Origin of the sequence: Paenibacillus sp. S150, from assembly GCF_019352175.1 — a bacterium.
GTDB lineage: Bacteria > Bacillota > Bacilli > Paenibacillales > Paenibacillaceae > Paenibacillus_AQ.
Window position 1 is genome coordinate 427,206 of record NZ_JACBYI010000001.1, and the last position, 20,857, is coordinate 448,062.

Sequence of the window (20,857 nt, forward strand, 5' to 3'; positions counted from 1 at the left end):
CGGGGCACCCCTTGCCGCATATTAGAACCACTTTTCTTGAAGTCCGGCATCCGCCGCCGCCGCATCACTTGGCTTTTCGTCCCCGTAAGGGGTGATGGTCACCGTCTCCGTACCCGCAACCGCCGCATCCAGAAGCTCGCCGTATCCCGGAAGGGCCGCTTCGATTTTGTCCACGATCCGCAGGTTGGGATTTGTAGCCGGCGATTTGGGAACAAACAGGGTGCAGCAATCCTCGTAAGGCAGGATGGACAGGTCGTATGTGCCAATCTTTTTGGAAAGGTCGACGATCTCGCTCTTGTCCATCATCACGAGGGGCCGCAGCAGCGGGAGCGGAGTCGCGCGGCCGATGACATTCATGCTGGAGAGCGTCTGGCTGGCAACCTGTCCCAGACTTTCCCCGGTAACGAGCGCCAGCGCCCCTTCCCGCTCAGCCAGCCGTGTGGCAATCTTCAGCATGGCCCGGCGCATCAGGGTAATAATCAGGTTATCCTGCCCGATGCCCGTAAAAGAGGTCTGCACCTCCGTGAACGGAACAAGGTGCAGCTTAATGACACCCGCATAACGCGACAGCACCCGGGTCAGATCCACGACCTTTTGCCTGGCCAGCTCGCTCGTATAGGGAAAGCTGTAGAAGTGGACACATTCCACTTCGAGGCCCCGGCGCATGGACGACCAGCCCGCGGCCGGACTGTCGATGCCGCCGGACAGCAGCAGCAGGGCTTTGCCGCTCGTCCCCAGGGGAAAACCGCCGACTCCGGCAATATTTTCACAGAAGATGTACGTATGGCCCTCGCGGATTTCAATCCTCAGCTCCAGCTGCGGCGACTTCACATCCACGAGCAAACCCGGATATCCCTGAAGAAGCGGTGTTGAGATCAGCTTGTTCATCTCTATCGAGCCATGCGGAAAGTCCTTCCATACGCGGCGCACATTTACCTTGAAGGTCGTGCCGGCCGCTGGAGCAACAATCTGCAGAAAGGTCCGGCTGACGGCCAGAATATCATCAAACTCCGACAGCGAGACCTTAACCGGACTTATCGAAGCAATGCCGAAAATGTTCCGCAGCGCATTTATTAATTCTCCTGCAGGCTCGCCGTTCAGCTGCACGTAGATGCGGCCGAATTCCTTGCTTAGGCTGACCTTGGGAAAGGGCTTGACCATTTCCTTCACATGGCGGAGCACTGTTTTCTCAAACCGCGAGCGGTTTTTTCCTTTTAATGTGAACTCTCCGAACCGCAGCAGCAGCATGTCTGCATATTCAACACTTCCTGCCCTGCCTGCCGCAGCTTCGCTCACTGTTCCGTTCTCTGCACTTTCCATGCGTTATTTCATGCCTCCTTCAACAATCTTCAATGACTGTACAGCGGCCAGCAGCGCTTGTTCAAGCAGGATGACATCAGCTTCCGTATGGCTGTCGCCCAGGCTGATGCGGATGCCGCCGAGCGCTGCCGGAATGTCTCTGCCCATCGACAGCAATATCCGGCTCGGTTCAGCCAGGCGCGAGGAGCAGGCGGAGCGGGTCGAGACCGTCATGCCCAGCTCCTCCAGCTTGCGGGCAAGCACCTCACCCTTCATGCCGGGATAGGAGAAGTGGACGATATGCGGCGCTCCGTCCTCTCTGCTGTTCAGAACAAGCTCCGGCATCCCTGATATAAAATGCAGCAGCCGGTTGCGGAGCGGAACCAGCAGGCTGTTCAGCCCCTTCCGCCGTTCGCCGCTCATCCGCAGGGCTTTGGCCGAAGCCACAATGCCAGCCACATTCTCGGTTCCTGCGCGGTTGCCGTTTTCATGGGAGCCTCCCGTCAGCAGCGGGAACAGAGTCACACCTTCTCTGACATACAGTATGCCCGTTCCGCGCGGACCGCGTATCTTGTGGGGAGACAGGCTGTACAGATCGGCCTGCCATTCCTTCAGCCGTGTCTCAAGCTTGCCATAGCCCTGCACTCCATCCACATGAAACAGCGTCCGGCGGTTTGCCGCTTTGATCCCCTGCCCGATCTCCCGCAGCGGCTGCACGGTGCCAATCTCATTATTGACATGCATGACGCTGACAAGGACAGTGTCCGCGCGGACAGCGGCGGCAATATCCGCCGGGTCTACGATTCCGGTGCTTTGTGGCGCGACAAAGGTAACCTCCCAGCCAAGACCTTGCAGCTGCAGGCAGCTCTCGTACACTGAAGGGTGCTCCAGCTGCGTCGTAACAATATGGCGTCCCCTGCCCTGATACTGCAGGGCTGCGCCTTTTATGGCGAGGTTATTGCTCTCGGTAGCTCCCGACGTGAACAGAATTTCGTGCGTTTGTACGGCAAGCGCGGCTGCGCACACTTCACGCGCACGTTTGATAAGCCGCTCCGCTTCCGCCCCTGCACGGTGGAGGGAAGAGGGATTGGCATAATGCAGCCTCATGATTTGTTCCACGGCCTGCACCACCTCGTCGTAAGGAGGCGCAGCAGCGGCATAATCCCAGTACAGCATATATCGGCGGTCTCCTTTGCTTCTCAACTTGTATATCATGCAGACAGCCTTCTGCACTCTTGAGTATATAAGCGGAACTTAAGAATTATGGCAAGCCGGCTGGTGAATTCCTTGCGAAGGGCTTCACCGAGACATCAAGTTGGATTCATAAGCTCACACTTTATAATATACGGCATACGGCTTATACGCCATACGGTGAGAAGAAACGGCTTCGCCGTCCTCTGAAGGAGGCGGCACCCGTTTCTCCAAAAATAGAAGGATAATGGATAGTGTGAAACATATAAATTCTTATATTTCGAAAAAGGATCAAACGGTCCTTCTGCCACCTCCGTGGTTCAGGTATACCCGTTTGATCCTTTTTATTATACCGCGTATTTGGCGCGGGCGCGTTCTATTTTGCCGATATAGGCCTGGGTTTCTTCGGGAAGCTGCGACAGATTGGCCATCAGCTCCTGGTCATTGCTGACTCCAAGCTTATTTACCCGCCCCGGACCGGCATTGTAAGCGGCAAGCGCCATATTTTCCTGTCCGTTATACCGCTTCAATTGATAGGACAGGTAACGTACTCCGCCGTCAATGCTCTGTGCCGGATCAAAGGGGTCGGATACGCCCAGGCCATTTGCCGTTCCATCCATCAGCTGCATAAGCCCTTTGGCTCCGGCTGAAGAAACGACATTCGGATTGAAGGAGGATTCCGTATCAATAACCGCTTTGATCAGATCAACGGGAACGCCGTATTTGGCACTCGCCCTTTGAATCAGCTCTTCATAATCCGTAGGTGCGGTGTCCGTTATTTCCCCGGAAATGGCATCGTATGCTTCTCCCGTCCCCCCAAGCTGCTTCCACAGCAGCCCGCTAAGGGAAGAGCTGTCCAGCGAGGCCAGCGCGCTGCCTGAGTCTCCACTGGCATTATGCAGCGCCAGCTCCTGCAGCAGCGCCGAGAACTCTGAAGAGGAGGTACCCCTTACTTCCGGTTTGGCGCTCTCCGTCCCGTCTTTGGCGAGGGAAGAGCTTCTCAGATCAATCCATTTCAGCTGCCCGGTTCCGCTTCCTGTTGCGGGGTTGATTGCCATGCTGAGCATTCCTTCTTTCGGGTCGATTATATATTTTCAGTGAACCTTGAATGTTCATGGAACGGAAAGAAAGTGAATAGGGAGCAGATGCTAAGTGGAAAAAGTAAAACTAATTCGCCGGAAATATGGCTGCTACAGACTTTTAGTGGGATTTTGTACACCTAATTTTAGCCTATTTACCCTGTACTGCTGCTTTTAGCAGGATTAGTGATACTTTTTCCCTCTAAAAGTTCTCCGTGGCCAAAGGAGCGCTGTTAGTGATACTTTTTCCCACTAAGTGTTCACTGGGGCCAAAGGAGTTCAGTTAGTGATACTTTCCCATTAAAAGTTCTCCGTAAGCCAAGGAGCGCTGTTAGTCATACTTTTTCCCACTAAAGTTTTCCGTGGGCCAAAGGAGTTCAGTTAGTGAAACTTTTCCCCGCCAAGGCTGTCTGTCCTCTTTCCAGACATTTCTTAAATTCCAAATTATATAGCGGCAGCGGTCGAAATTCCGCTGACAAAGGCGGACGCTTTCACTCCTGCATGTTCAATTCATCACCATTTTAAATTTAAAATGCGCCTTAATTTTACAATTTTTTCGCCGCAAATGCTATAAGTGCACAGACAAAAACAGGCTACAGACCTGCATAAATAGGTCTTAAAGCCTGTTTTTAACCTTTAATCACGGCTGCTTACAAGGCTAACGGGCAAAAGGAATCATCACAAAATAGCTGAGTGTGGATATAATTCCGAGTCCAATGGCCCAGGCGCCTGCGGTTTTTTGCCCGTTGGCATATGCATAAAAGCCAAGTACTGCTGCAACAGGCCCCATAATAATCGACCAGATAAACAACGAAACAATTCCAAAGCCCAGCCCGATATAACCGATGGAGGGCCTGCCGGAGCTTTCTCCGGTTTCTTCCTTCGCTTCTGCTCCCCTGATATGCGTTCTTTGCACATGAGCGGGCAGCGGACTGATTTCGGCGGCATATTCCTCATTGTGCACTTTGTCCCGGCGCGGGTAGTCTACCCGCCGCGGACGCAGAATAATTTTTCTCCGCTGACCGCGGTTAGAATTGGAATCATCATCACTGTGCTTGTCCATGGCAATGTCCTCCTATGCGTTCGGCTTGAACGTCAGACAACAGGTGGCAGAAGAAGTCCCTGCATGATCATGATGATTATGCCCGGTCATTTCTTCGGCATATTCTTCCTTGAAAAAGCTGCCTGAATGCTTGTCGATTTCAATCACAATTTCCTCTGCACGGCACAAGTTCTGCTCCCCCCAATAATGACAGTTGCTGACACTGCATTTTACGAGCGGTTTTGCGTTTGCCATACTTATCACCTCGGCTTCATTATGTCCGCCAGCGTCCGGACCTATGCTGCAAAAGGGTTTCCAATTGGCTGCAGCAAATTTTCTTTCCGCTGATACGACAGAAAAAAGACCGCATTCGCCATAACCAGTATGGCAAATGCGGTCCTTTTTGAATCCGGGCAGCTTGACCCCGGGACTATACCTGATTCTGCATGCGCTTCTCGGTCAAATAGTCATTTTCATAATAGCTGAGGTCGTCCCGCAATTCTTCATACACCTTGGTAATATCCAGGATAATATCTCGTGCCGGACGAACCGGCTTTTTGCGGAAACGGATGGCATCCTGGCCAGTATAGGCATAACGCCCGTCTTCGGAATAGCTTTCATTTTTGGGATAGAAGAAGTTGTTCACACCAAAATGGTATACGTTATAGAGCGCTTTTTGTGCAAAGGCTTCATCAAAAGTGGCACGGCGCAGGGCAACCCCAAGCTTCTCATATGACATTTCCGAGAACACCAGCAAATGGCGAAGATCGGACAAAAAGCCCTGGTAAAAGAGCAGCGTTTCCTCATCTTCGTCCGTGGCCAGTTGCGGCAGCGCATGCTGGTTCAGGAATAGTTCCATTTTTCCGATTACGGATTTAAGCTTTTCTCTCGTCGTTTCACACAATTTCTGCACATTGGCTGCTGACATGGCGATTGCTCCCCCTTATTAGTCCTAGCTCTTGTAGCCTTATCCAATTCATAATCACAGTGAAGGCATTTCGAAATGCTTTTGCTTACTAAGCACTTATTTTCTGATATTAACATAAAACCTTGGACGGCGGTATCCTTTTCTGCAATGCATAAAACCGTTGCTCTCTTCTAAAGCTACAGCTATACGATGCCATGAAGGAGCGGAAAATATGTCACGCAAAAATGCAATGCTAGCCGGTCTGATCACCGTTGCTTTCACGATAGCAGTGCTCACTTTCACGCTGCGGCCCGATGGGAACGATAAGCTTAGACAAGCCTCTGTACCCCGCCCCTCACAGGAAAAAACGATCAAGAAGGCTGCACTTACGCAGGATGTCAGCTCTACGGACCGCCTGAACAGGGTGGATGTCAGCAAGCACCTCAGAACGATGCTCTCCGAGACACAGGGTAAAACGTCCCAGGATATTTCAGCATATGCCAAACGTTTGCAACAGGGACACGGACATATCACCATGCTGATGTGGATTGATTTCCGCACCCAGCAGACCAGCACCTTCAAATCGTCCCTTCCCGAAGGAAGCGACCAGGAGAACAGGCAGCTCCTGAAGTACCTGAACACCGCCAAAGCTGCCATCAAGGGCCATCAAGCCTATGAGTCCCCTTCTTTTATGGTCGGCGAGAAAAAATATTACTTCACTGCCCAGCGCGATCAGGAGGGGCATTACGGCGTCATCGCCCTGATCAATCAGAAGATTCTGGACCGTGTCGCCGAGCATCAGCTCAAGAACCTGCGGCTCATTCCTTATCCGAAGGAAGGCAAGTACCGGGTAGAATCCGTTCATGCCGATACCTTGAAGGACATCACCGTCAAGACCGGACATGACAACGAGAACGCCAGCCATTACTACGAAAATGAGATTGTCGTCCGCTTCAAAAACGGTCATCCTACCCCGGGGCAGCTTCAGACCATCGCCGCTGACATCCGCTGCAAGGAGCCGCGCAAGCTGGGCTATGCCTACATTTTCCGGTCCGAGAAGATGAACTATACCCAGCTGAAAACTTATTTTGTTAATAAGTGGCATCCGGAGTACACAGAACCCCACTATATGTATTTAACCAATGATGCCGCGGGTGAAAATACCGGAGCTGCTGTAATTACCCCAAACGATCTTTTGTTCTCCACATACCAGTGGAATCTGCCGGCCATTGAAGCCGAATTGGGCTGGAATCTGTCAAAAGGCAGCAAGGAGGTGATTGTGGCGGTGGTGGATACCGGTGTGCAGGCGAACCATCCTGATCTCAAGGGCCAGCTGCTGGCCGGATATAACGCAATTACGAATGGCTCACCGCCCGATGATGATGTGGGCCACGGCACACATGTGGCCGGCATTATCGGAGCTTTGACCAATAACGGAGAAGGCGTGGCCGGCATCAGCTGGTACAATAAGATCCTTCCGGTAAAAGCGCTCGACAACTCCGGTGCCGGCACAACTTATTCCGTAGCCGAAGGCGTAATCTGGGCTGCCGACCAGGGCGCCAGAGTAATCAACCTCAGCCTGGGCAACTATGCCGATTCACAGTTCCTGCATGATGCGATTAAATATGCCTATGACCGCGATGTGGTTATTGTATCGGCTGCAGGCAATGACAATACCGAGCGTCCGGGCTACCCTGCCGCCTATCCCGAGGTGCTTGCGGTCGCGGCAACGAGTGCCAACGGGGAAAGATCATCCTTCTCCAACTACGGGGATTATATCGATGTCGCCGCTCCGGGGGAGAGCATTGCCAGCACCTACCCGGACAACCAGTATGCGGCACTGTCCGGTACCTCCATGGCCAGCCCGCATGTGGCCGCACTGGCCGGGCTGGTCCGTTCCCTGAATCCGGCGCTGACCAACAACGAAGTGATGGAGCTGATGACTTCCAATGCCGTGGATCTCGGCGATCCCGGCCTGGACAAATATTACGGCTGGGGTCAGGTGGATATCTACAAGACGCTGCAGGCCGCAGGCGGCGGGGTTCCGCTCCAGCTGTTCCCGCAGCATGTCGGACGCCAGCTTAAAAGTCTCCGGCAGAGCCTGGAAAGCGGCTATTAATTCAATGCACGGAGATGCTTGTCCAGCAGGCTAAGGAAAAGCTTCAGCCCCCGCTCCATGTCGGCTTCCTTCATTTGCGAATAACAAAGGCGGATATGTCTTGAAGGCAAGTCACCGGCATAGCATACATCGCCCGGGAGGAAAGAAATGCCTTCCTGTTCAGCCAGCTCATGCAGTCTTTCAATGCCGGAAGCAGACGGAAGCTGGAGCCAAAGGTTCAATCCCCCTTCAGGCAGAATCCAGGTCACGCCCGGCGGGGCATACTGCTTCAGCAGCCTGGCAGCCTTCTCCATGCGTCCGCGCAGGGCAGTCCGCAGCTTGCGGGCATAATCCTCGTAGCTATGGGCAATGAAGGGGAGGACTGCTCCCTGCGTCAGCAGCGGGCTGCCGAGATCACTGGCCGACTTGGCGGCGATCAGCCGGGAGAGAATATTGCCCCCGGCGGCAACGCAGGCAATCCGGCAGCCCGGGGCAAGGACCTTGCTGAAGCTTTTCATGTATACCACATGCCCGTCTTCATCCATCGATTTGATGGAAGGGGGAGGCGGCGAGCGGAAATAGAGGTCGCTGAACGGATCATCCTCCACAATAAGACAGCGGTAGCTGCGTGCAAGCTCCAGCAGCCGCTGTCTTCTTGTGATGCTCATCGTAATACCGCTCGGATTCTGAAAGGTCGGGTTCGTATAGATCAGCTTGGGCGGTCTGGCATCGCAGAGCCTGGTCAGCACATCCACACGCATGCCCTCATCATCCATTGGCACGAAGATCATCTCCGCGCCTCTTCCGGCAAAAACATCAATGGCTCCGGTATAGCTCGGCGCTTCCAGATACACCGTATCTCCCGGCCCTACAAAGGTCCGGGCCACCAGGTCGATTGCCTGCTGGGTTCCGCTGGTAATCATCAGATCGGCGGAGCGCAGCCGGATGCCGCGCGGCTGCAGGTGCCTGCGCATGATCTCCCTCAGCTCCGGGTCGCCCTGAAAATTGCCGTAGGAAGCCATCAGCTCGGGCTGTCCGGCCGCCAATGCCGCCATTGTCGCACCGATAGGCCCCAGCGGAAGCAGTTCACGATGGATCGCCGCCAGATGGAAAGGATACTCCACCCTGGAGTAGTCGAAATTATGCCACAGCTGCGCGCGCGGCAGATAATCATCATATCCTTCCTGCCAGCCGGCTCCGTTCACAGCCCCGCTTCGCTGGTGCTCCGCTACAAAGCAGCCCTTGCCCTGGCTGCATACAATATGGCCCCGCTTCTCCAAATCGGCGTAGGCCTTGCTCACGGTAACCTGGCTTACCTTGAGAGTAAAAGCCAAGCCTCTGACGGATGGCAGGCGGGCGCCCGGCTGCAGCAGCCCGGAAGTAATCCGCTGGGCCAAGGTGTCGCTGATCTGCTGCGGCAAAGCCTTGCTGCCGCTGCGAAGCAAATCGATATGCATTCTCCATTCCTCCCAACTGTTACATTCACCGCTTTACTGTTATACCGCTATGCCGTTATGATACAACAAAATTCATGCAGCGGAGGAGTATTTTTATGAATATTAATTTTTCAGCGGCGGCAAATCATCTGGGTTCTTCAGCCGTCCGTGAAATTCTGAAGCTAACCCAGGGCAAAGATATTATCTCCCTGGCCGGAGGACTGCCCGGCGAGGATCTGTTCCCGATGCAGGCCGTTCGGGACGCTTATGCCAAGGCGCTCTCCGCGGACACTTCAGCCCTCCAGTATGGCTTGACCGAAGGCTACACGCCGCTGCGGGAACAAATCGCCGCAAGGCTCTCTTCCCAGGGCATTCCCGTAACCGCCTCCGAGATGCTTCTGACCACCGGCTCCCAGCAGGCTCTGGACCTGCTGTGCAAAATTCTGCTGGACCCCGGCGACGCCGTGCTGGTAGAAGCGCCTACTTATCTGGCTGCACTGCAGGTTCTCGGGTCTTACCGGGCGGACATACATACCGTCAAGAGCGACGGGCACGGCATGCTGCCGGAGCATCTGGAGGAACAGCTGCGCCGGCTGCGTCCCAAGCTGCTGTATGCCGTTCCCACCTTCAATAACCCTTCGGGTGCAACCTGGAGCAGGGAACGCCGTGAACAGGCTGTAGAGTTATGCCGGCGCTATAATGTGCTTATCCTTGAAGACAATCCGTATGGCGAGATTACCTTCGATGATGCACCCGGCGCTTATCCTCCTTCCCTCGCGGCCATTGACAGAAGCGGTGAAGGGGAATCCTGTGTCGTATATACGGGAACCTTCTCCAAGATCGTCGCTCCGGGGCTTCGCACCGGCTGGATCATCGGCCCGCCTGCGCTGATCCAAGTGATCACCAAGGCCAAGCAGGCGGCAGATTTGCACTCCAGCGCCATTGACCAGCGCGCGCTGTCTGAATTGCTGCAGAGCTTTGACCTTGAGAGTCATATCCGCCTGATCTCAGGCAAATACCGTTCACGGATGAAGCTGCTCTCGGGCGGGCTGGCGTCCCGCAGCTGGGAAAGCTCCCATTTCCAGGAGCCGCGCGGCGGCATGTTCCTGTGGCTGACGCTGGCCGGACACGTTGACGCTGCAAAGCTGCTTCCCTATGCCGTCGAGCAGGGCGTGGCCTTCGTACCGGGCGAAGTATTCTATTCGGAGCAGCCGCTTAAGAACACCATGCGGCTCAACTTTACCCATACCCCGCCTGAGCTAGTATCCGTTGCCGTAGAGCGCCTGGACCAGGCGCTTAAGATTTACGGGCAGAGCCCGGATGCGCCGTTGCTGACTTCTCAGAAGTAGAAAATATGCATACAAAAAGCGGCCCCGCTCGGAGGCCGCTTTCTTATGGTTAATAATTTATCGAATTCAAGCTGCTGCAAGGTTGTCAGTTAGGAAAGTTTGCCGTAAGCCGGGTTCTGTGCTCGTCGTGGTTCAAGCGGGAACTACCCTCCCACCATAAGCGACAATCATCTATCTAGGCCGTACATTACTGCACAGCTCCAGCGACCAACCTAGACGCGCCTCAGGCGAAGGCTGCTCCTTCCGGTTAAGGAAGATGCCGCGTCTCATTAGGTCTTGCTCCAGATGGGGTTTACCAGGAACGAAGTCACCAGCGTTCCTCGGGGTCTCTTACACCTCGGTTCCATCCTTGCCTGTGCCGCCCGAAGGCGGCCATCGGCGGTCCATTTCTGTGGCACTATCCTTCGGCTCGCGCCGACTGGACGTTATCCAGCACCCTGCCTTGTGGAGCCCGGACTTTCCTCCCGCGGCGTCTTCACGCGCGCCGGCGATTGTCTGTCAAACTTCCCGAACAACATTGTATATTATACAGACTTGTACCATGCGGCACAAGTGTAAATAAACGGAATCTACAGGAATTTAAAAGGCTCTGTGTTCGCTTCCGAGGCATGCACTGCTGTATCGTACTTATGCTCAACCAGCTTGCCTGCAATCCACTCGGCCACTTTCGCCTTCATAATCTTCTCTGCATTGTGTCCGGGATCAATCAGTGTGATGCCGGCCAGCGCAGCATCCTGTGCGGTGTGATAGTCAATGTCCCCGGTCACCAGCACATCCGCGCCCTTGAAGATGGCACTGTTGTAATATTTGGCACCCGAGCCGCCCATTACCGCCGCTTTACGGATCGGGCGGTTCAAGTCGCCAACGACGCGGACATGCTCAACCTGAAGGCCGCTTTTGACCGTTTCGATGAATTGGCCAAGAGTGGTCGGCTCCTTAAGCTTCCCTACCCGGCCCAGTCCGAAGCTGCGGCCCTTGAGATCCATGGAGTAGAGGTCATACGCCACCTCTTCATAAGGATGGGCCTTCAGCATTGCCTGCACGACTGTATTCCGGATAGGCAGCGGTACAATCGTCTCGATACGGATTTCCTCGGCACGCTCCAGTCTGCCTTGCTCACCGAGGTAAGGCTCAGAGCCCTCTCCCGGGATGAAGGTGCCATATCCTTCAATATTGAAGCTGCAGTGGCTGTAATTGCCGATCCAGCCCGCCCCGGCGTTCAGAATGGCATCCAGCACCTTCTGGTGATGGTCCTTTGGAACGAACACCACCAGCTTGGACAGCTGCTCGGTATGAATCTCCTTAATCGGCGCCCCCTCCTGAATGCCGAGAGCTTCCGCCATCCAATCGTTCATGCCGCCTTCGGCCACATCCAGATTCGTATGGCTGATATAGACGGCAATATCATTTTTGATCAGCTTTTCATAGAGCCTGCCAGCCTTTGTATCCGTCTGGATTGCCTTGATCGGACGGAAAATAATTGCATGATGGGCGATGATCAGGTTGCAGCCCCGGGAGATTGCCTCGTCCACAACGGTTTCATTGACATCGAGCGCCACCAGCACCCCGGTGATCTCCTTCTGGAGAGAGCCGAGCTGGAGGCCGACATTGTCCCACTCCTCTGCCAGATGCTTGGGAGCAAGCTGCTCCATATAGCCGATTACAGTTTGTCCTTTGGCAAACATTCCAGCACCCCCTTGATTTGCTTGATCTGCGACGAAATCTTGTGGCGTCTGTCCGCTGCCGAGGGCTGCGCGGAACGTGACAGCGAACTTAGAATGCCTTCCAGCTTGGCAATTTCCGCCTGCCATTTGGCGAAGAAAACCGCATTCGGCGCTTGCAGCAGCCAAGGCCCCATTTCCAGCAGCAATTCACGCTCACACACCAGGCCGCAATCCAGCTTCAAATCACGGTACAGCAGCTCATTGGAAATTCCGGCAGCGGCATCTTCCTTCACTGCCGTCAGGATTTCATAAATCTTGCCGTCTTCTTCCAGGATATGCTCAGCGGCAAGCACCCAGTCATGGCTGAGCAGCCAGCGGCGCAAAATATCCTCGCCGACGTTCGGCTGCAGCGCCAGGGTCCTGACACCTTCAAGCTTGCCGAGGCTGCGGCCCCGGTCCAGGATGGAGGCGATCAGCGCACCGCCCATGCCGGCGATCGTGATGCAGTCGGCTTCCCGCGGCTCCAGCACCTCCAGCCCGTCCCCCCGCCGGACGGCGATCACCTTGCCGAGCCCGGCCTCTGCAACCCCTCTGCGGGCCGCTTCAAACGGCCCGGGGTTCACTTCTCCTGCAATAGCAGACAGCGCCCGTCCGCTCCCTACAGCCGCTACAGGCAGCAACGCATGATCGGAGCCGATATCGGCGACAATGCTGCCCTGCGGAATCTGCTCCAGCACAAGCTGAAGCCGGTTTGATAATTTATTGTTATTCATGAGGTCACCCACGTTATCCATTTTTTGCGGAAAATAAACAGCAGGGCAAGTCCTGCCGCAATCTTCAAAATCAGTATTAGCGAAACCCACTGCGGCAAATCCTGTCTAAGCAGCAAGGCATCGATCTCGGGCATAATCCAGAGGGCAACGCCTACACCCAGGTAGACTCCTGAAACACCGTTTACCCGGTGATGCAGCAGCCAGCTCAGCCAGACCATAAGCACGCAGAGCGGCAGCCAGAGCAGCTCCAGCTCCAGAATGGAAGCGTCCGGGCGCACCTGGCCGAAGAAACCTGCATACAGCAGTGCCCAGAAGGCAAAGCCGCAGAAATGCAGCAGGCTGATCCTGAGTAAAAAACCCAGCACAACCCACAGCAGCCCGCAGGCTGCAATCAGCAGCGGCCTCCAGAAGCCGGAGTCCAGGTCATGCAGCGCAATAAGCCATAATCCGAAGCCCAGTGTAAGGATACTGCCGATCCCTGCCAGCATGAGGCTGATCATGTTGTTTCGGTCCCGGTATACGGCTGAATAGCCATAACAAACAATTAGGACACAGAGTGCTGTACCAAGTTGCAAAGGCCAGGGAAAAACGCTAAAATAAAGACTAATCAAGAAAATCAAGGAAATAATTCCAAAACCAAACAGCCATATTTTGATGCTTCCCTGCTGGAGATTTCGCAGCGATACCGGGTTGCTGTCCTTAACCTCAGCCTGATCATCGTACAGGTTGGACAGGAAATCGCAATACTGCTCCGGCAGAAGCTTGCTTCTTCTCCAATACTGAATTTCTCTTAATATAATTTCACGTTTTTCCAAATTCAACGGCTCATCCCTCTTTCGGACACTGACTCTGGCTTAGAATAGGCGGAACATATAATTTCTTCTATTCTCAAGGAAAAGGACCTCCTGCCACCGTGCAGCAGAAGGTCCGGTTAATAATACTATTCTAAGAAATCCTTAAGACGCTTGCTGCGGCTGGGATGACGAAGCTTGCGCAGGGCTTTGGCTTCAATCTGGCGAATCCGCTCACGGGTAACGCCGAATACTTTGCCGACCTCCTCCAGCGTTCTCGTCCGTCCGTCGTCCAGACCGAAGCGCAGGCGGAGCACATTCTCCTCACGCTCCGTGAGCGTGTCCAGCACATCCTCCAGCTGTTCCTTCAGCAGCTCGTAAGCAGCCGCATCCGCAGGCGCAAGAGCCTCCTGATCCTCAATGAAATCACCCAGATGCGAATCATCCTCTTCGCCGATCGGCGTTTCAAGCGATACAGGCTCCTGGGCAATCTTCATGATCTCTCTGACCTTCTCTACCGTCAGCTCCATCTCGGCGGCAATTTCCTCCGGCGATGGCTCACGCCCAAGCTCCTGCAGCAATTGGCGGGATACCCGGATCAGCTTGTTGATGGTTTCCACCATGTGCACCGGAATCCGGATGGTCCGGGCCTGGTCCGCAATCGCCCGCGTAATGGCCTGGCGAATCCACCAGGTCGCGTAGGTACTGAATTTGAAGCCCTTGTTGTGGTCAAACTTCTCAACCGCTTTGATCAGACCCATGTTGCCTTCCTGAATCAGGTCCAGGAACAGCATCCCGCGTCCTACATAACGTTTGGCGATACTGACTACTAGCCGCAGGTTCGCTTCGGCCAGCCGGCGCTTCGCTTCCTCGTCGCCGTTCTTGATTCTCATCGCCAGTTCAACCTCGTCGTCCGCCGAGAGCAGCGGCACGCGTCCGATTTCCTTCAGATACATCCGGACAGGGTCGTTGATCTTGATTCCCGGCGGGAGCGACAAATCGTCGTCGAAGCTGAAGTCATCGCCATCGCTGCCTTCAGCATCCTCGCTTGGCCGAAGCGTATTCACCTCTTCATCATTCTCGTTCACAACCTCAATGCCGAGGTCGCTCAGCTGCTCATAAAACTCCTCCATCTGCTCGGGGTCCTGATCAAACGGCGAAAGCTTCTCCATAATATCTTTGTAATTCAATGATGATCTTTTCTTGCCTTGCTCAATAAGCTGATCCTTTACCTGATCCAGAGTAAATTCCGCTTCCAGTTCAGTATGCTGATCGTTCGCCATAATTCGACTCCCTCCTCCCTAGGTACATCCTGTCAATTGCTCATTGTCTCTCTAGGGTTATAATCTCACTTGCAATTTGTGCCGCACGCAAAAAGTCTCCTGACTTCTCAGCCTGAATCATCTCTTCACGCTTTTGCTCCATCCCGCGTTGCACGGGATACTTCCGCACTTCACGGATGCAATCATCCAGGACCTGCGTATTCCAGTCCGGAGGAGTGTCCATCATGGCAATTGCCGTTGCGGTTTTTTCCAGACGGTCATCCTGAAGCGATGATAAAAACCGGCTGATGCCGGGTGGTTTGCCTTGCGCGTAATAGGCATATAGATAAGCGGCAATAGCCGCATGATCATCGATGTTGAACTCTTCTCCGAGGCGTTCGCCCACATATGCGGCGGCTTCCGGGTCCTGGATCATCAAGGACAGCAGCCTCCGTTCGGCAACATGGTAAGCGGGCAGCAAAGCGGGCGTCTGCACCTGCCCTTTTTTATGCCTACCATTATTCCACCTTTTGTCGTTATTATCCCCTTCCGGGATGTTTTTTTGCATTGATGCCCGAAGTAAATTGCAGTCCTGCTTCAAGCTATCATATGACAGTTCCAGCTCGGAGGCGATTTCACGGAGGTAGACCTCGCGCTCTGTGGAGGAATGCAGCGATGCGATAATCTCCAGAGCCTCCTTGACATAGGCGATTTTACCGTCTTCCTCTAGGAGTATATGGTTTTTTTTCAGATATATAAGCTTAAATTTAATGGATGAAACCGCTGAATCCATGACCTGATCCTTGAACCGCTCTCCGCCGTGACGGGAGATGAATTCATCGGGATCGAGTCCGTTCGGAAGCACGGCGACCTTTACCCGCAGCCCGTTATTCTCCAGCATCGGAATCGCCTTCACCGCAGCAGCTTGTCCTGCCTTGTCGCCGTCATAAGCGAGGACGATTTCGTCACCCAGGCTTTTCATCAGCGCCACATGGCCGTCCGTCAGAGAGGTTCCCATGGTGGCCACGCCGTTATGCACACCTGCTTCCCAAGCCGAAATGACATCACCGTAGCCTTCAAAAAGGACGATTTGCCGCGTTTTGCGGATGGATGCTTTGGATTGGTGCAAATTGTACAGAATCCGGCTCTTGTTAAACAGCCTGCTCTCCGGGGAATTCAAATATTTTGGCTGGCCGTCTCCGAGAATTCTTCCGGCAAAAGCAATTACCTTACCTGTGCGGTTCGCAATCGGAAAAATGACACGTCCGCGAAAGCGGTCAATGTACCCCTTCCCCTCGCCTCTGGCAGACAGCAGTCCGCCCTTTTCCATCTCGGCAAGATTGAAGCTTCTTTTCTCGAGGAATTGCAGCAGTGTATCCCAGCGGTCCGGCGCATAGCCGATTTGAAACTGGTCGATCATTTTGTCGCTGAAGCCCCGGGATCTCAAATAATCCATGGCGGCAGTGCCGTATTCCGTATTCTTCAGCAGAAAATGATAAAACTTTGCCGACAGCTCGTACGCCTGAATCAGCCGGTCACGCTCCGGATCGGGAGGAGACAGAATGCCCCCTTTTCCCTCGGGAACAGGTATATCGCTTTCTTCCGCCATTATTTTGACCGCTTCGGGGAAGGATAACCCTTCGATTTCCATCCTGAACTTGATGGCATTTCCACCCATGCCGCAGCCAAAGCAATGAAAGACCCCGCGTTCCGGGGTTACGGTGAAGGAAGGAGTTTTCTCTGAATGAAACGGGCAGAGGCCCCATAAATATTTCCCCTGTTTGGACAAATGAACAACCTTACCGACGGTATCGACAATGTCATGCCGCGCGAGCACGCTCTCGATAACTTCTTCCGGAATATTACCTTGTCCGCTAGCCACTTCAACCACCTTCATCTCTTAACAAATAAATATAATTCGCTACAGCTGGACATTCTCCTGCAAAAGTGTTAAAAGTTTTGTCAGTTTATGTTGAAAATAATTTTTTTCTTCCGCAGTGATCGCTTTCGGGCCTTTGGAATAATGTCCCCGCCTGCGCTCCACGGCCCTGGCATGCCTGCCCTCCAGCATAAAATCCATTTTGGCATCCTCATACTCCTGTCCGCGGCCTGACAAAACCCTGCAGCGTTTGCAGAGTGCCAGCGCCGCCAGGCCATAATCCTGCGTAATGACAATATCTCCTGCAGAAATGTGATTGGCTATATACAGATCGGCACTGTCAGCTCCCCGGTCCACTTGAACGACCGAGACGCCTTCCTCCCCCTTCAGCACATGATCGTATGATGAAACCATGATTACCGGGATACCGAAGCTTCGGGCAACGGCAATAATCTCTTGCTTCACCGGACAAGCATCCCCGTCGACCACGATTTTTCTTTCCCTGGACCCTTCCATGACCATCACCACCATCACCAATTTCCCGTGTAATATATATACGCTTCGGCAGAGAGAATTCCTTCTTTGAAAAGCATAAATACGGAACGAATGTCAACTTACGCATTGGCACCGTTCCGTATATTTATACCCTAAACCGCCGGTCTATACCATAAACTGCACAAAATCGTGCTTTATTGGGGCAAATATTTACATGTTCCGCAATCAGGAGGCTACCATACCAGCTTGCCAAAATCGGCAAAGGCTCTGGAATCGGCAGCAATACCCGCCAGCAGCGCCAAACGGTTGGCACGGATCTGCTCATCTTCCGCCATGACCATCACGGAATCGAAAAATCCGGTAACCGCGTCCTTCAAACCGGACAGAATCCGCAGGGCTTCCGCAGCATTTCTGGCACTCAGGGCTTCCCGGTACGGCGTGTGAATGGCCTGCCAGGTTTCGTACAGCTTCCGCTCAGCTTCTTCATTCAGCAGAGACGGCTCAACGGCAGCGCCTGAAGCAGCTTTGGCTGCCAAATTGCTTACCCGGGTCAAGGAGTCCACGGTAATTTTGAAATCAGGCCGGGTTTTTACAGTTTCCATAAGTGCATGGCTTCTGCCTACCACAGCCACGATATCATCGAAGCCTGCAGCAATCACCGCATCCACAACATCATAACGAGCATTGTCGGATAACAGGCGTTTTACGCGCAGTCCGAAGAACTCGTACAGGTTTATACGCAGTTCGGGTGTAAAATGTTTCTCTGTACGCAAATTTTCATGCACTTCCACAGCTGCGTCAAAAATTTCCTGCAAGGAAATCGTCAGCTTATGTTCAAGCACCATCTGCACAATCCCCGCCGCCTGGCGGCGAAGCGCATAAGGGTCCTGCGAGCCTGTCGGAATAATGCCGATCGAGAAGCAGCCGACAATGGTATCGATTTTATCCGCAAGGCTGACTACAAGCCCCACTTCAGAGGAAGGAACGGCATCTCCGGCGAAACGCGGCTGATAATGCTCGAAAATCCCTTTGGCAACAGCTTCAGGTTCTCCCGCCTTGCGTGCGTAATCCTCTCCCATCGTGCCCTGCAGCTCCGAAAACTCATTTACCATTTGCGTAACCAGATCGAACTTGCAAATATCGGCGGTCCGGCTGACTTCAGCGGCTGCGCTTTCGGACAGCCCAAGCTTAAGCGCCAAACGGTCCGCAACCGCACGAATCCGGCGGACCTTGTCTCCGACGCTGCCCAGCTCTTCGTGATACACGATATTCTCCAGCTTGGCCAGCGCCTCGCTGATCTGCAGCTTCTGATCCTCTTCATAAAAGAACTTCGCATCCGACAGACGGGCACGCAGCACCTTCTCGTTCCCCTTCGCGATCACGTCCAGCGACTGCGCATTGCCGTTGCGCACCGTAACGAAGAAAGGCAGAAGCGCACCCGATGCGTCAAAGACCGGGAAATAGCGCTGATGCTCGCGCATCGAAGTAATCAGCACATCCTGCGGAATGTTCAGAAAGGATGCATCAAATGTGCCGAACAGCACGGTCGGAGTTTCCACCAGGAACAGCACTTCCTCCAGCAGATCCTCCTTGATGGCAATCGTCCAGTTCTTTTCTCCGGCGAGCTTGTTGATCTGGTCCAGAATCAGCGCTTCGCGTTCCTGCACATCCGCCAGCACATGCTGGCTGCGCATCGTTTCCACATACTGTGCAGGCTCGGCAATTACCGCTTCCGTTCCCAGGAACCGGTGGCCGCGGCTCACATTGCCGGCCTTGACGCCGGTAATTTCCAAATCGATAATATCACGGCCGAACAGGGCTACCAGCCAGCGGATCGGACGGACAAATCGGAAGTCATGCGCTCCCCAGCGCATATTCTTCGGAAAAGTCATTGCGCTGACAATGCCGCTGAGTCCTTCGGGCAGCAATTCGGAGGTATTGGCGCCGTCACTGTTCTTCGTGACGTAGATATACTCTACCCCCGCCAGCTCCTTGAAGGTAAACTGCTCCGGGGATACGCCTTGGCTGCGGGCAAAGCCGAGAGCGGCCTTGCTCCATCCGCCGCTTGCATCCAGCGCAATTTTGCGTGAAGGGCCCTTCACCTCTTCGCTGATATCCTCTTGTTTTTCGGCGGCATCCTTCACCAATACCGTAAGGCGCCGCGGTGTGGCGTATGCACTGACACCGGCATGGGAAATGCGTGAAGCCTCCAGCCATTTGGCGGTTCTGTCCTTCAGCTGTTCCATTGCAGCACGGAGAAAACGCGCGGGGACCTCTTCCAGACCGATCTCGAACAATATATCCTTAGGCAAGGCCAGCACCTTCTTTCTTCAGCAGCGGGAAGCCAAGCTTCCCGCGTTCCTCCAGATAGGTCGCCGCTACGGTGCGGGCAAGATTGCGGACTCTTGTAATAAAGCCCGTGCGTTCGGTTACACTGATGGCTCCGCGCGCATCCAGAAGGTTGAAGGTGTGCGAACATTTCAGCACATAATCATAAGCCGGGAACACCAGGTGCTTCTCCATCGCTCTGCGCGCTTCCTCTTCATAGGTATTGAAGAGTGTAAACAGCATTTTGACATCGGATACCTCGAAGGTATAGGTCGAATGCTCCACCTCCGGCTGGTGGAACACATCGCCATAGGTCATTTTGTCCACCCATTCCAAATCGAAGACATTTTCCTTTTCCTGAATATAGGAGGCGAGGCGCTCCATGCCGTAAGTGATTTCGACCGCCACCGGGCTGGTCTCGATTCCGCCGACCTGCTGAAAATAAGTGAACTGGGTGATTTCCATGCCGTCAAGCCACACCTCCCAGCCGAGGCCCGCGCAGCCCAGCGACGGGTTCTCCCAATTGTCTTCGACAAAGCGGATATCATGCAAAAGCGGCTCTACGCCTAGCGCCTTCAGACTGTCCAAATACAGCTCCTGAATGTTGTCCGGCGAAGGCTTGATAATCACCTGAAACTGGTGATGCTGGTACAAACGGTTCGGATTCTCCCCATAGCGTCCGTCCGACGGGCGGCGCGAAGGCTCCACGTACGCAACCTTCCACGGCTCCGGCCCCAGCGAACGCAGGAATGTCATGGGGTTCATCGTTCCCGCCCCTTTCTCCGTATCATACGGCTGGACCAGAATGCATTTCTGCTCAGACCAGAACTGCTGCAGCGTTAAAATCATCTGCTGAAAATTCATGCTACCGACTCCTTCGCTTTACAAGTTTAACTGCATCTCCTGCTATTGGTACTGCTGCGCGATGGAGGCGGCCTTCTTCTACCCTTGCAGCATTGCCGGATGCTGTTACACATCACTGCCACAAGGCAAAAAAGCTCCCGCCCCCATGCCTGATATACAGACATAGGGACGAGAGCCTGAAAATACACTCCCGCGGTTCCACCCTACTTGATTTCATCGGTAAATGACGAAATCCACCTTCACACTGCCGCTTTCGTACTCCCGGGTGCCATGTTCATGAACGTTGTCCCGCCAGGCTTCCACTCTCCCCGGCTCGCTTAAGCGACAATGGTGTTCATTACTTTCCCGATCATTGCACGTTTCTCCATGTTAAGAGCAATCACGGCGCTACTATAAAAAG

At 54.0% G+C, this 20,857-nt stretch carries 17 protein-coding genes and 1 other RNA gene; 2 read left to right on the plus strand and 16 right to left on the minus strand.

Going from position 1 to position 20,857, the window contains the following annotated elements; all coding sequences use genetic code 11:
* Window positions 1-21: 21 nt before the first annotated feature.
* The 6 genes from thiI to HYD27_RS01770 form a co-directional block, all read right to left on the minus strand.
* Window positions 22-1,248, minus strand: a complete 1,227-nt coding sequence (gene thiI, locus HYD27_RS01745; protein WP_228744926.1) for a tRNA uracil 4-sulfurtransferase ThiI — start codon at window positions 1,246-1,248, stop codon at window positions 22-24.
* Between the two features lie 75 nt (window positions 1,249-1,323).
* Entirely contained in the window at window positions 1,324-2,475 is a 1,152-nt protein-coding gene (locus tag HYD27_RS01750) for a cysteine desulfurase family protein (protein WP_219211108.1), read from the minus strand.
* Window positions 2,476-2,837: 362 nt separating this feature from the next.
* Window positions 2,838-3,548: a lytic transglycosylase domain-containing protein gene (locus HYD27_RS01755; protein ID WP_219210705.1), complete on the minus strand. Its 711-nt coding sequence runs from the start codon at window positions 3,546-3,548 to the stop codon at window positions 2,838-2,840.
* Between the two features lie 679 nt (window positions 3,549-4,227).
* On the minus strand, window positions 4,228-4,632 hold the full coding sequence (locus HYD27_RS01760) for a DUF5353 domain-containing protein (RefSeq protein ID WP_219210708.1): 405 nt from the start codon (window positions 4,630-4,632) through the stop codon (window positions 4,228-4,230).
* Between the two features lie 12 nt (window positions 4,633-4,644).
* Entirely contained in the window at window positions 4,645-4,866 is a 222-nt protein-coding gene (locus HYD27_RS01765; RefSeq protein WP_219210710.1) for a DUF1540 domain-containing protein, read from the minus strand.
* 175 nt (window positions 4,867-5,041) lie between these two features.
* Window positions 5,042-5,539: a YpuI family protein gene (locus HYD27_RS01770; RefSeq protein ID WP_219210719.1), complete on the minus strand. Its 498-nt coding sequence runs from the start codon at window positions 5,537-5,539 to the stop codon at window positions 5,042-5,044.
* Window positions 5,540-5,750: 211 nt separating this feature from the next.
* Here HYD27_RS01770 and HYD27_RS01775 point away from each other — a divergent pair, with 211 nt between their 5' ends.
* Window positions 5,751-7,637, plus strand: coding sequence for a S8 family peptidase (locus HYD27_RS01775; protein ID WP_219210721.1), 1,887 nt, complete (start codon window positions 5,751-5,753; stop codon window positions 7,635-7,637).
* Here HYD27_RS01775 and pdxR read toward each other — a convergent pair.
* A complete protein-coding gene (gene pdxR / locus HYD27_RS01780; protein WP_219210722.1) occupies window positions 7,634-9,073 on the minus strand; it encodes a MocR-like pyridoxine biosynthesis transcription factor PdxR in 1,440 nt (479 codons plus the stop codon). The two genes, HYD27_RS01775 and pdxR, sit on opposite strands and share 4 nt — an antisense overlap.
* Before the next feature lie 95 nt (window positions 9,074-9,168).
* Between pdxR and HYD27_RS01785 the strand changes: the two genes are divergently transcribed.
* Window positions 9,169-10,401 (plus strand): aminotransferase-like domain-containing protein, encoded by a 1,233-nt coding sequence (locus tag HYD27_RS01785; protein WP_219210724.1) that lies wholly within the window; start codon window positions 9,169-9,171, stop codon window positions 10,399-10,401.
* Between the two features lie 90 nt (window positions 10,402-10,491).
* Here the strand turns inward: HYD27_RS01785 and rnpB are convergent.
* The 9 genes from rnpB to glyQ all read right to left on the minus strand — a co-directional run bounded on the left by rnpB (window position 10,492) and on the right by glyQ (window position 20,457).
* Window positions 10,492-10,908: RNase P RNA component class A (gene rnpB, locus HYD27_RS01790), an RNA gene on the minus strand.
* A gap of 62 nt (window positions 10,909-10,970) precedes the next feature.
* On the minus strand, window positions 10,971-12,086 hold the full coding sequence (locus HYD27_RS01795; RefSeq protein ID WP_219210726.1) for a Nif3-like dinuclear metal center hexameric protein: 1,116 nt from the start codon (window positions 12,084-12,086) through the stop codon (window positions 10,971-10,973).
* Window positions 12,062-12,838: a tRNA (adenine(22)-N(1))-methyltransferase gene (locus HYD27_RS01800; protein WP_219210728.1), complete on the minus strand. Its 777-nt coding sequence runs from the start codon at window positions 12,836-12,838 to the stop codon at window positions 12,062-12,064. The genes HYD27_RS01795 and HYD27_RS01800 overlap by 25 nt, the downstream gene beginning before the upstream one ends.
* Window positions 12,835-13,659: a hypothetical protein gene (locus tag HYD27_RS01805; RefSeq protein WP_219210730.1), complete on the minus strand. Its 825-nt coding sequence runs from the start codon at window positions 13,657-13,659 to the stop codon at window positions 12,835-12,837. The genes HYD27_RS01800 and HYD27_RS01805 overlap by 4 nt, the downstream gene beginning before the upstream one ends.
* A 119-nt stretch (window positions 13,660-13,778) precedes the next feature.
* Entirely contained in the window at window positions 13,779-14,912 is a 1,134-nt protein-coding gene (gene rpoD / locus HYD27_RS01810) for an RNA polymerase sigma factor RpoD (protein ID WP_219210732.1), read from the minus strand.
* Between the two features lie 40 nt (window positions 14,913-14,952).
* On the minus strand, window positions 14,953-16,773 hold the full coding sequence (gene dnaG, locus HYD27_RS01815; RefSeq protein WP_219210734.1) for a DNA primase: 1,821 nt from the start codon (window positions 16,771-16,773) through the stop codon (window positions 14,953-14,955).
* Between the two features lie 39 nt (window positions 16,774-16,812).
* Window positions 16,813-17,286, minus strand: coding sequence for a YaiI/YqxD family protein (locus HYD27_RS01820; RefSeq protein WP_228744873.1), 474 nt, complete (start codon window positions 17,284-17,286; stop codon window positions 16,813-16,815).
* Window positions 17,287-17,498: 212 nt separating this feature from the next.
* On the minus strand, window positions 17,499-19,577 hold the full coding sequence (glyS, locus tag HYD27_RS01825) for a glycine--tRNA ligase subunit beta (RefSeq protein ID WP_219210736.1): 2,079 nt from the start codon (window positions 19,575-19,577) through the stop codon (window positions 17,499-17,501).
* A complete protein-coding gene (gene glyQ / locus HYD27_RS01830; RefSeq protein WP_219210738.1) occupies window positions 19,570-20,457 on the minus strand; it encodes a glycine--tRNA ligase subunit alpha in 888 nt (295 codons plus the stop codon). Before glyQ ends, glyS begins: the two co-directional genes overlap by 8 nt.
* Window positions 20,458-20,857: the final 400 nt, after the last annotated feature.

What these genes read in the sequence shown, in the direction of transcription:
- HYD27_RS01775 (WP_219210721.1), top strand. Translation starts at nt 5,751, where the DNA reads ATGTCACGCAAAAATGCAATGCTAGCCGGTCTGATCACCGTTGCTTTC.
- thiI (WP_228744926.1), bottom strand. Translation starts at nt 1,248, where the DNA reads ATGCTGCTGCTGCGGTTCGGAGAGTTCACATTAAAAGGAAAAAACCGC.
- HYD27_RS01755 (WP_219210705.1), bottom strand. Translation starts at nt 3,548, where the DNA reads ATGGCAATCAACCCCGCAACAGGAAGCGGAACCGGGCAGCTGAAATGG.
- HYD27_RS01770 (WP_219210719.1), bottom strand. Translation starts at nt 5,539, where the DNA reads ATGTCAGCAGCCAATGTGCAGAAATTGTGTGAAACGACGAGAGAAAAG.
- glyQ (WP_219210738.1), bottom strand. Translation starts at nt 20,457, where the DNA reads ATGAATTTTCAGCAGATGATTTTAACGCTGCAGCAGTTCTGGTCTGAG.
- HYD27_RS01760 (WP_219210708.1), bottom strand. Translation starts at nt 4,632, where the DNA reads ATGGACAAGCACAGTGATGATGATTCCAATTCTAACCGCGGTCAGCGG.
- HYD27_RS01750 (WP_219211108.1), bottom strand. Translation starts at nt 2,475, where the DNA reads ATGCTGTACTGGGATTATGCCGCTGCTGCGCCTCCTTACGACGAGGTG.
- HYD27_RS01800 (WP_219210728.1), bottom strand. Translation starts at nt 12,838, where the DNA reads ATGAATAACAATAAATTATCAAACCGGCTTCAGCTTGTGCTGGAGCAG.
- rpoD (WP_219210732.1), bottom strand. Translation starts at nt 14,912, where the DNA reads ATGGCGAACGATCAGCATACTGAACTGGAAGCGGAATTTACTCTGGAT.
- pdxR (WP_219210722.1), bottom strand. Translation starts at nt 9,073, where the DNA reads ATGCATATCGATTTGCTTCGCAGCGGCAGCAAGGCTTTGCCGCAGCAG.
- HYD27_RS01785 (WP_219210724.1), top strand. Translation starts at nt 9,169, where the DNA reads ATGAATATTAATTTTTCAGCGGCGGCAAATCATCTGGGTTCTTCAGCC.
- HYD27_RS01765 (WP_219210710.1), bottom strand. Translation starts at nt 4,866, where the DNA reads ATGGCAAACGCAAAACCGCTCGTAAAATGCAGTGTCAGCAACTGTCAT.
- HYD27_RS01820 (WP_228744873.1), bottom strand. Translation starts at nt 17,286, where the DNA reads ATGGAAGGGTCCAGGGAAAGAAAAATCGTGGTCGACGGGGATGCTTGT.
- HYD27_RS01795 (WP_219210726.1), bottom strand. Translation starts at nt 12,086, where the DNA reads ATGTTTGCCAAAGGACAAACTGTAATCGGCTATATGGAGCAGCTTGCT.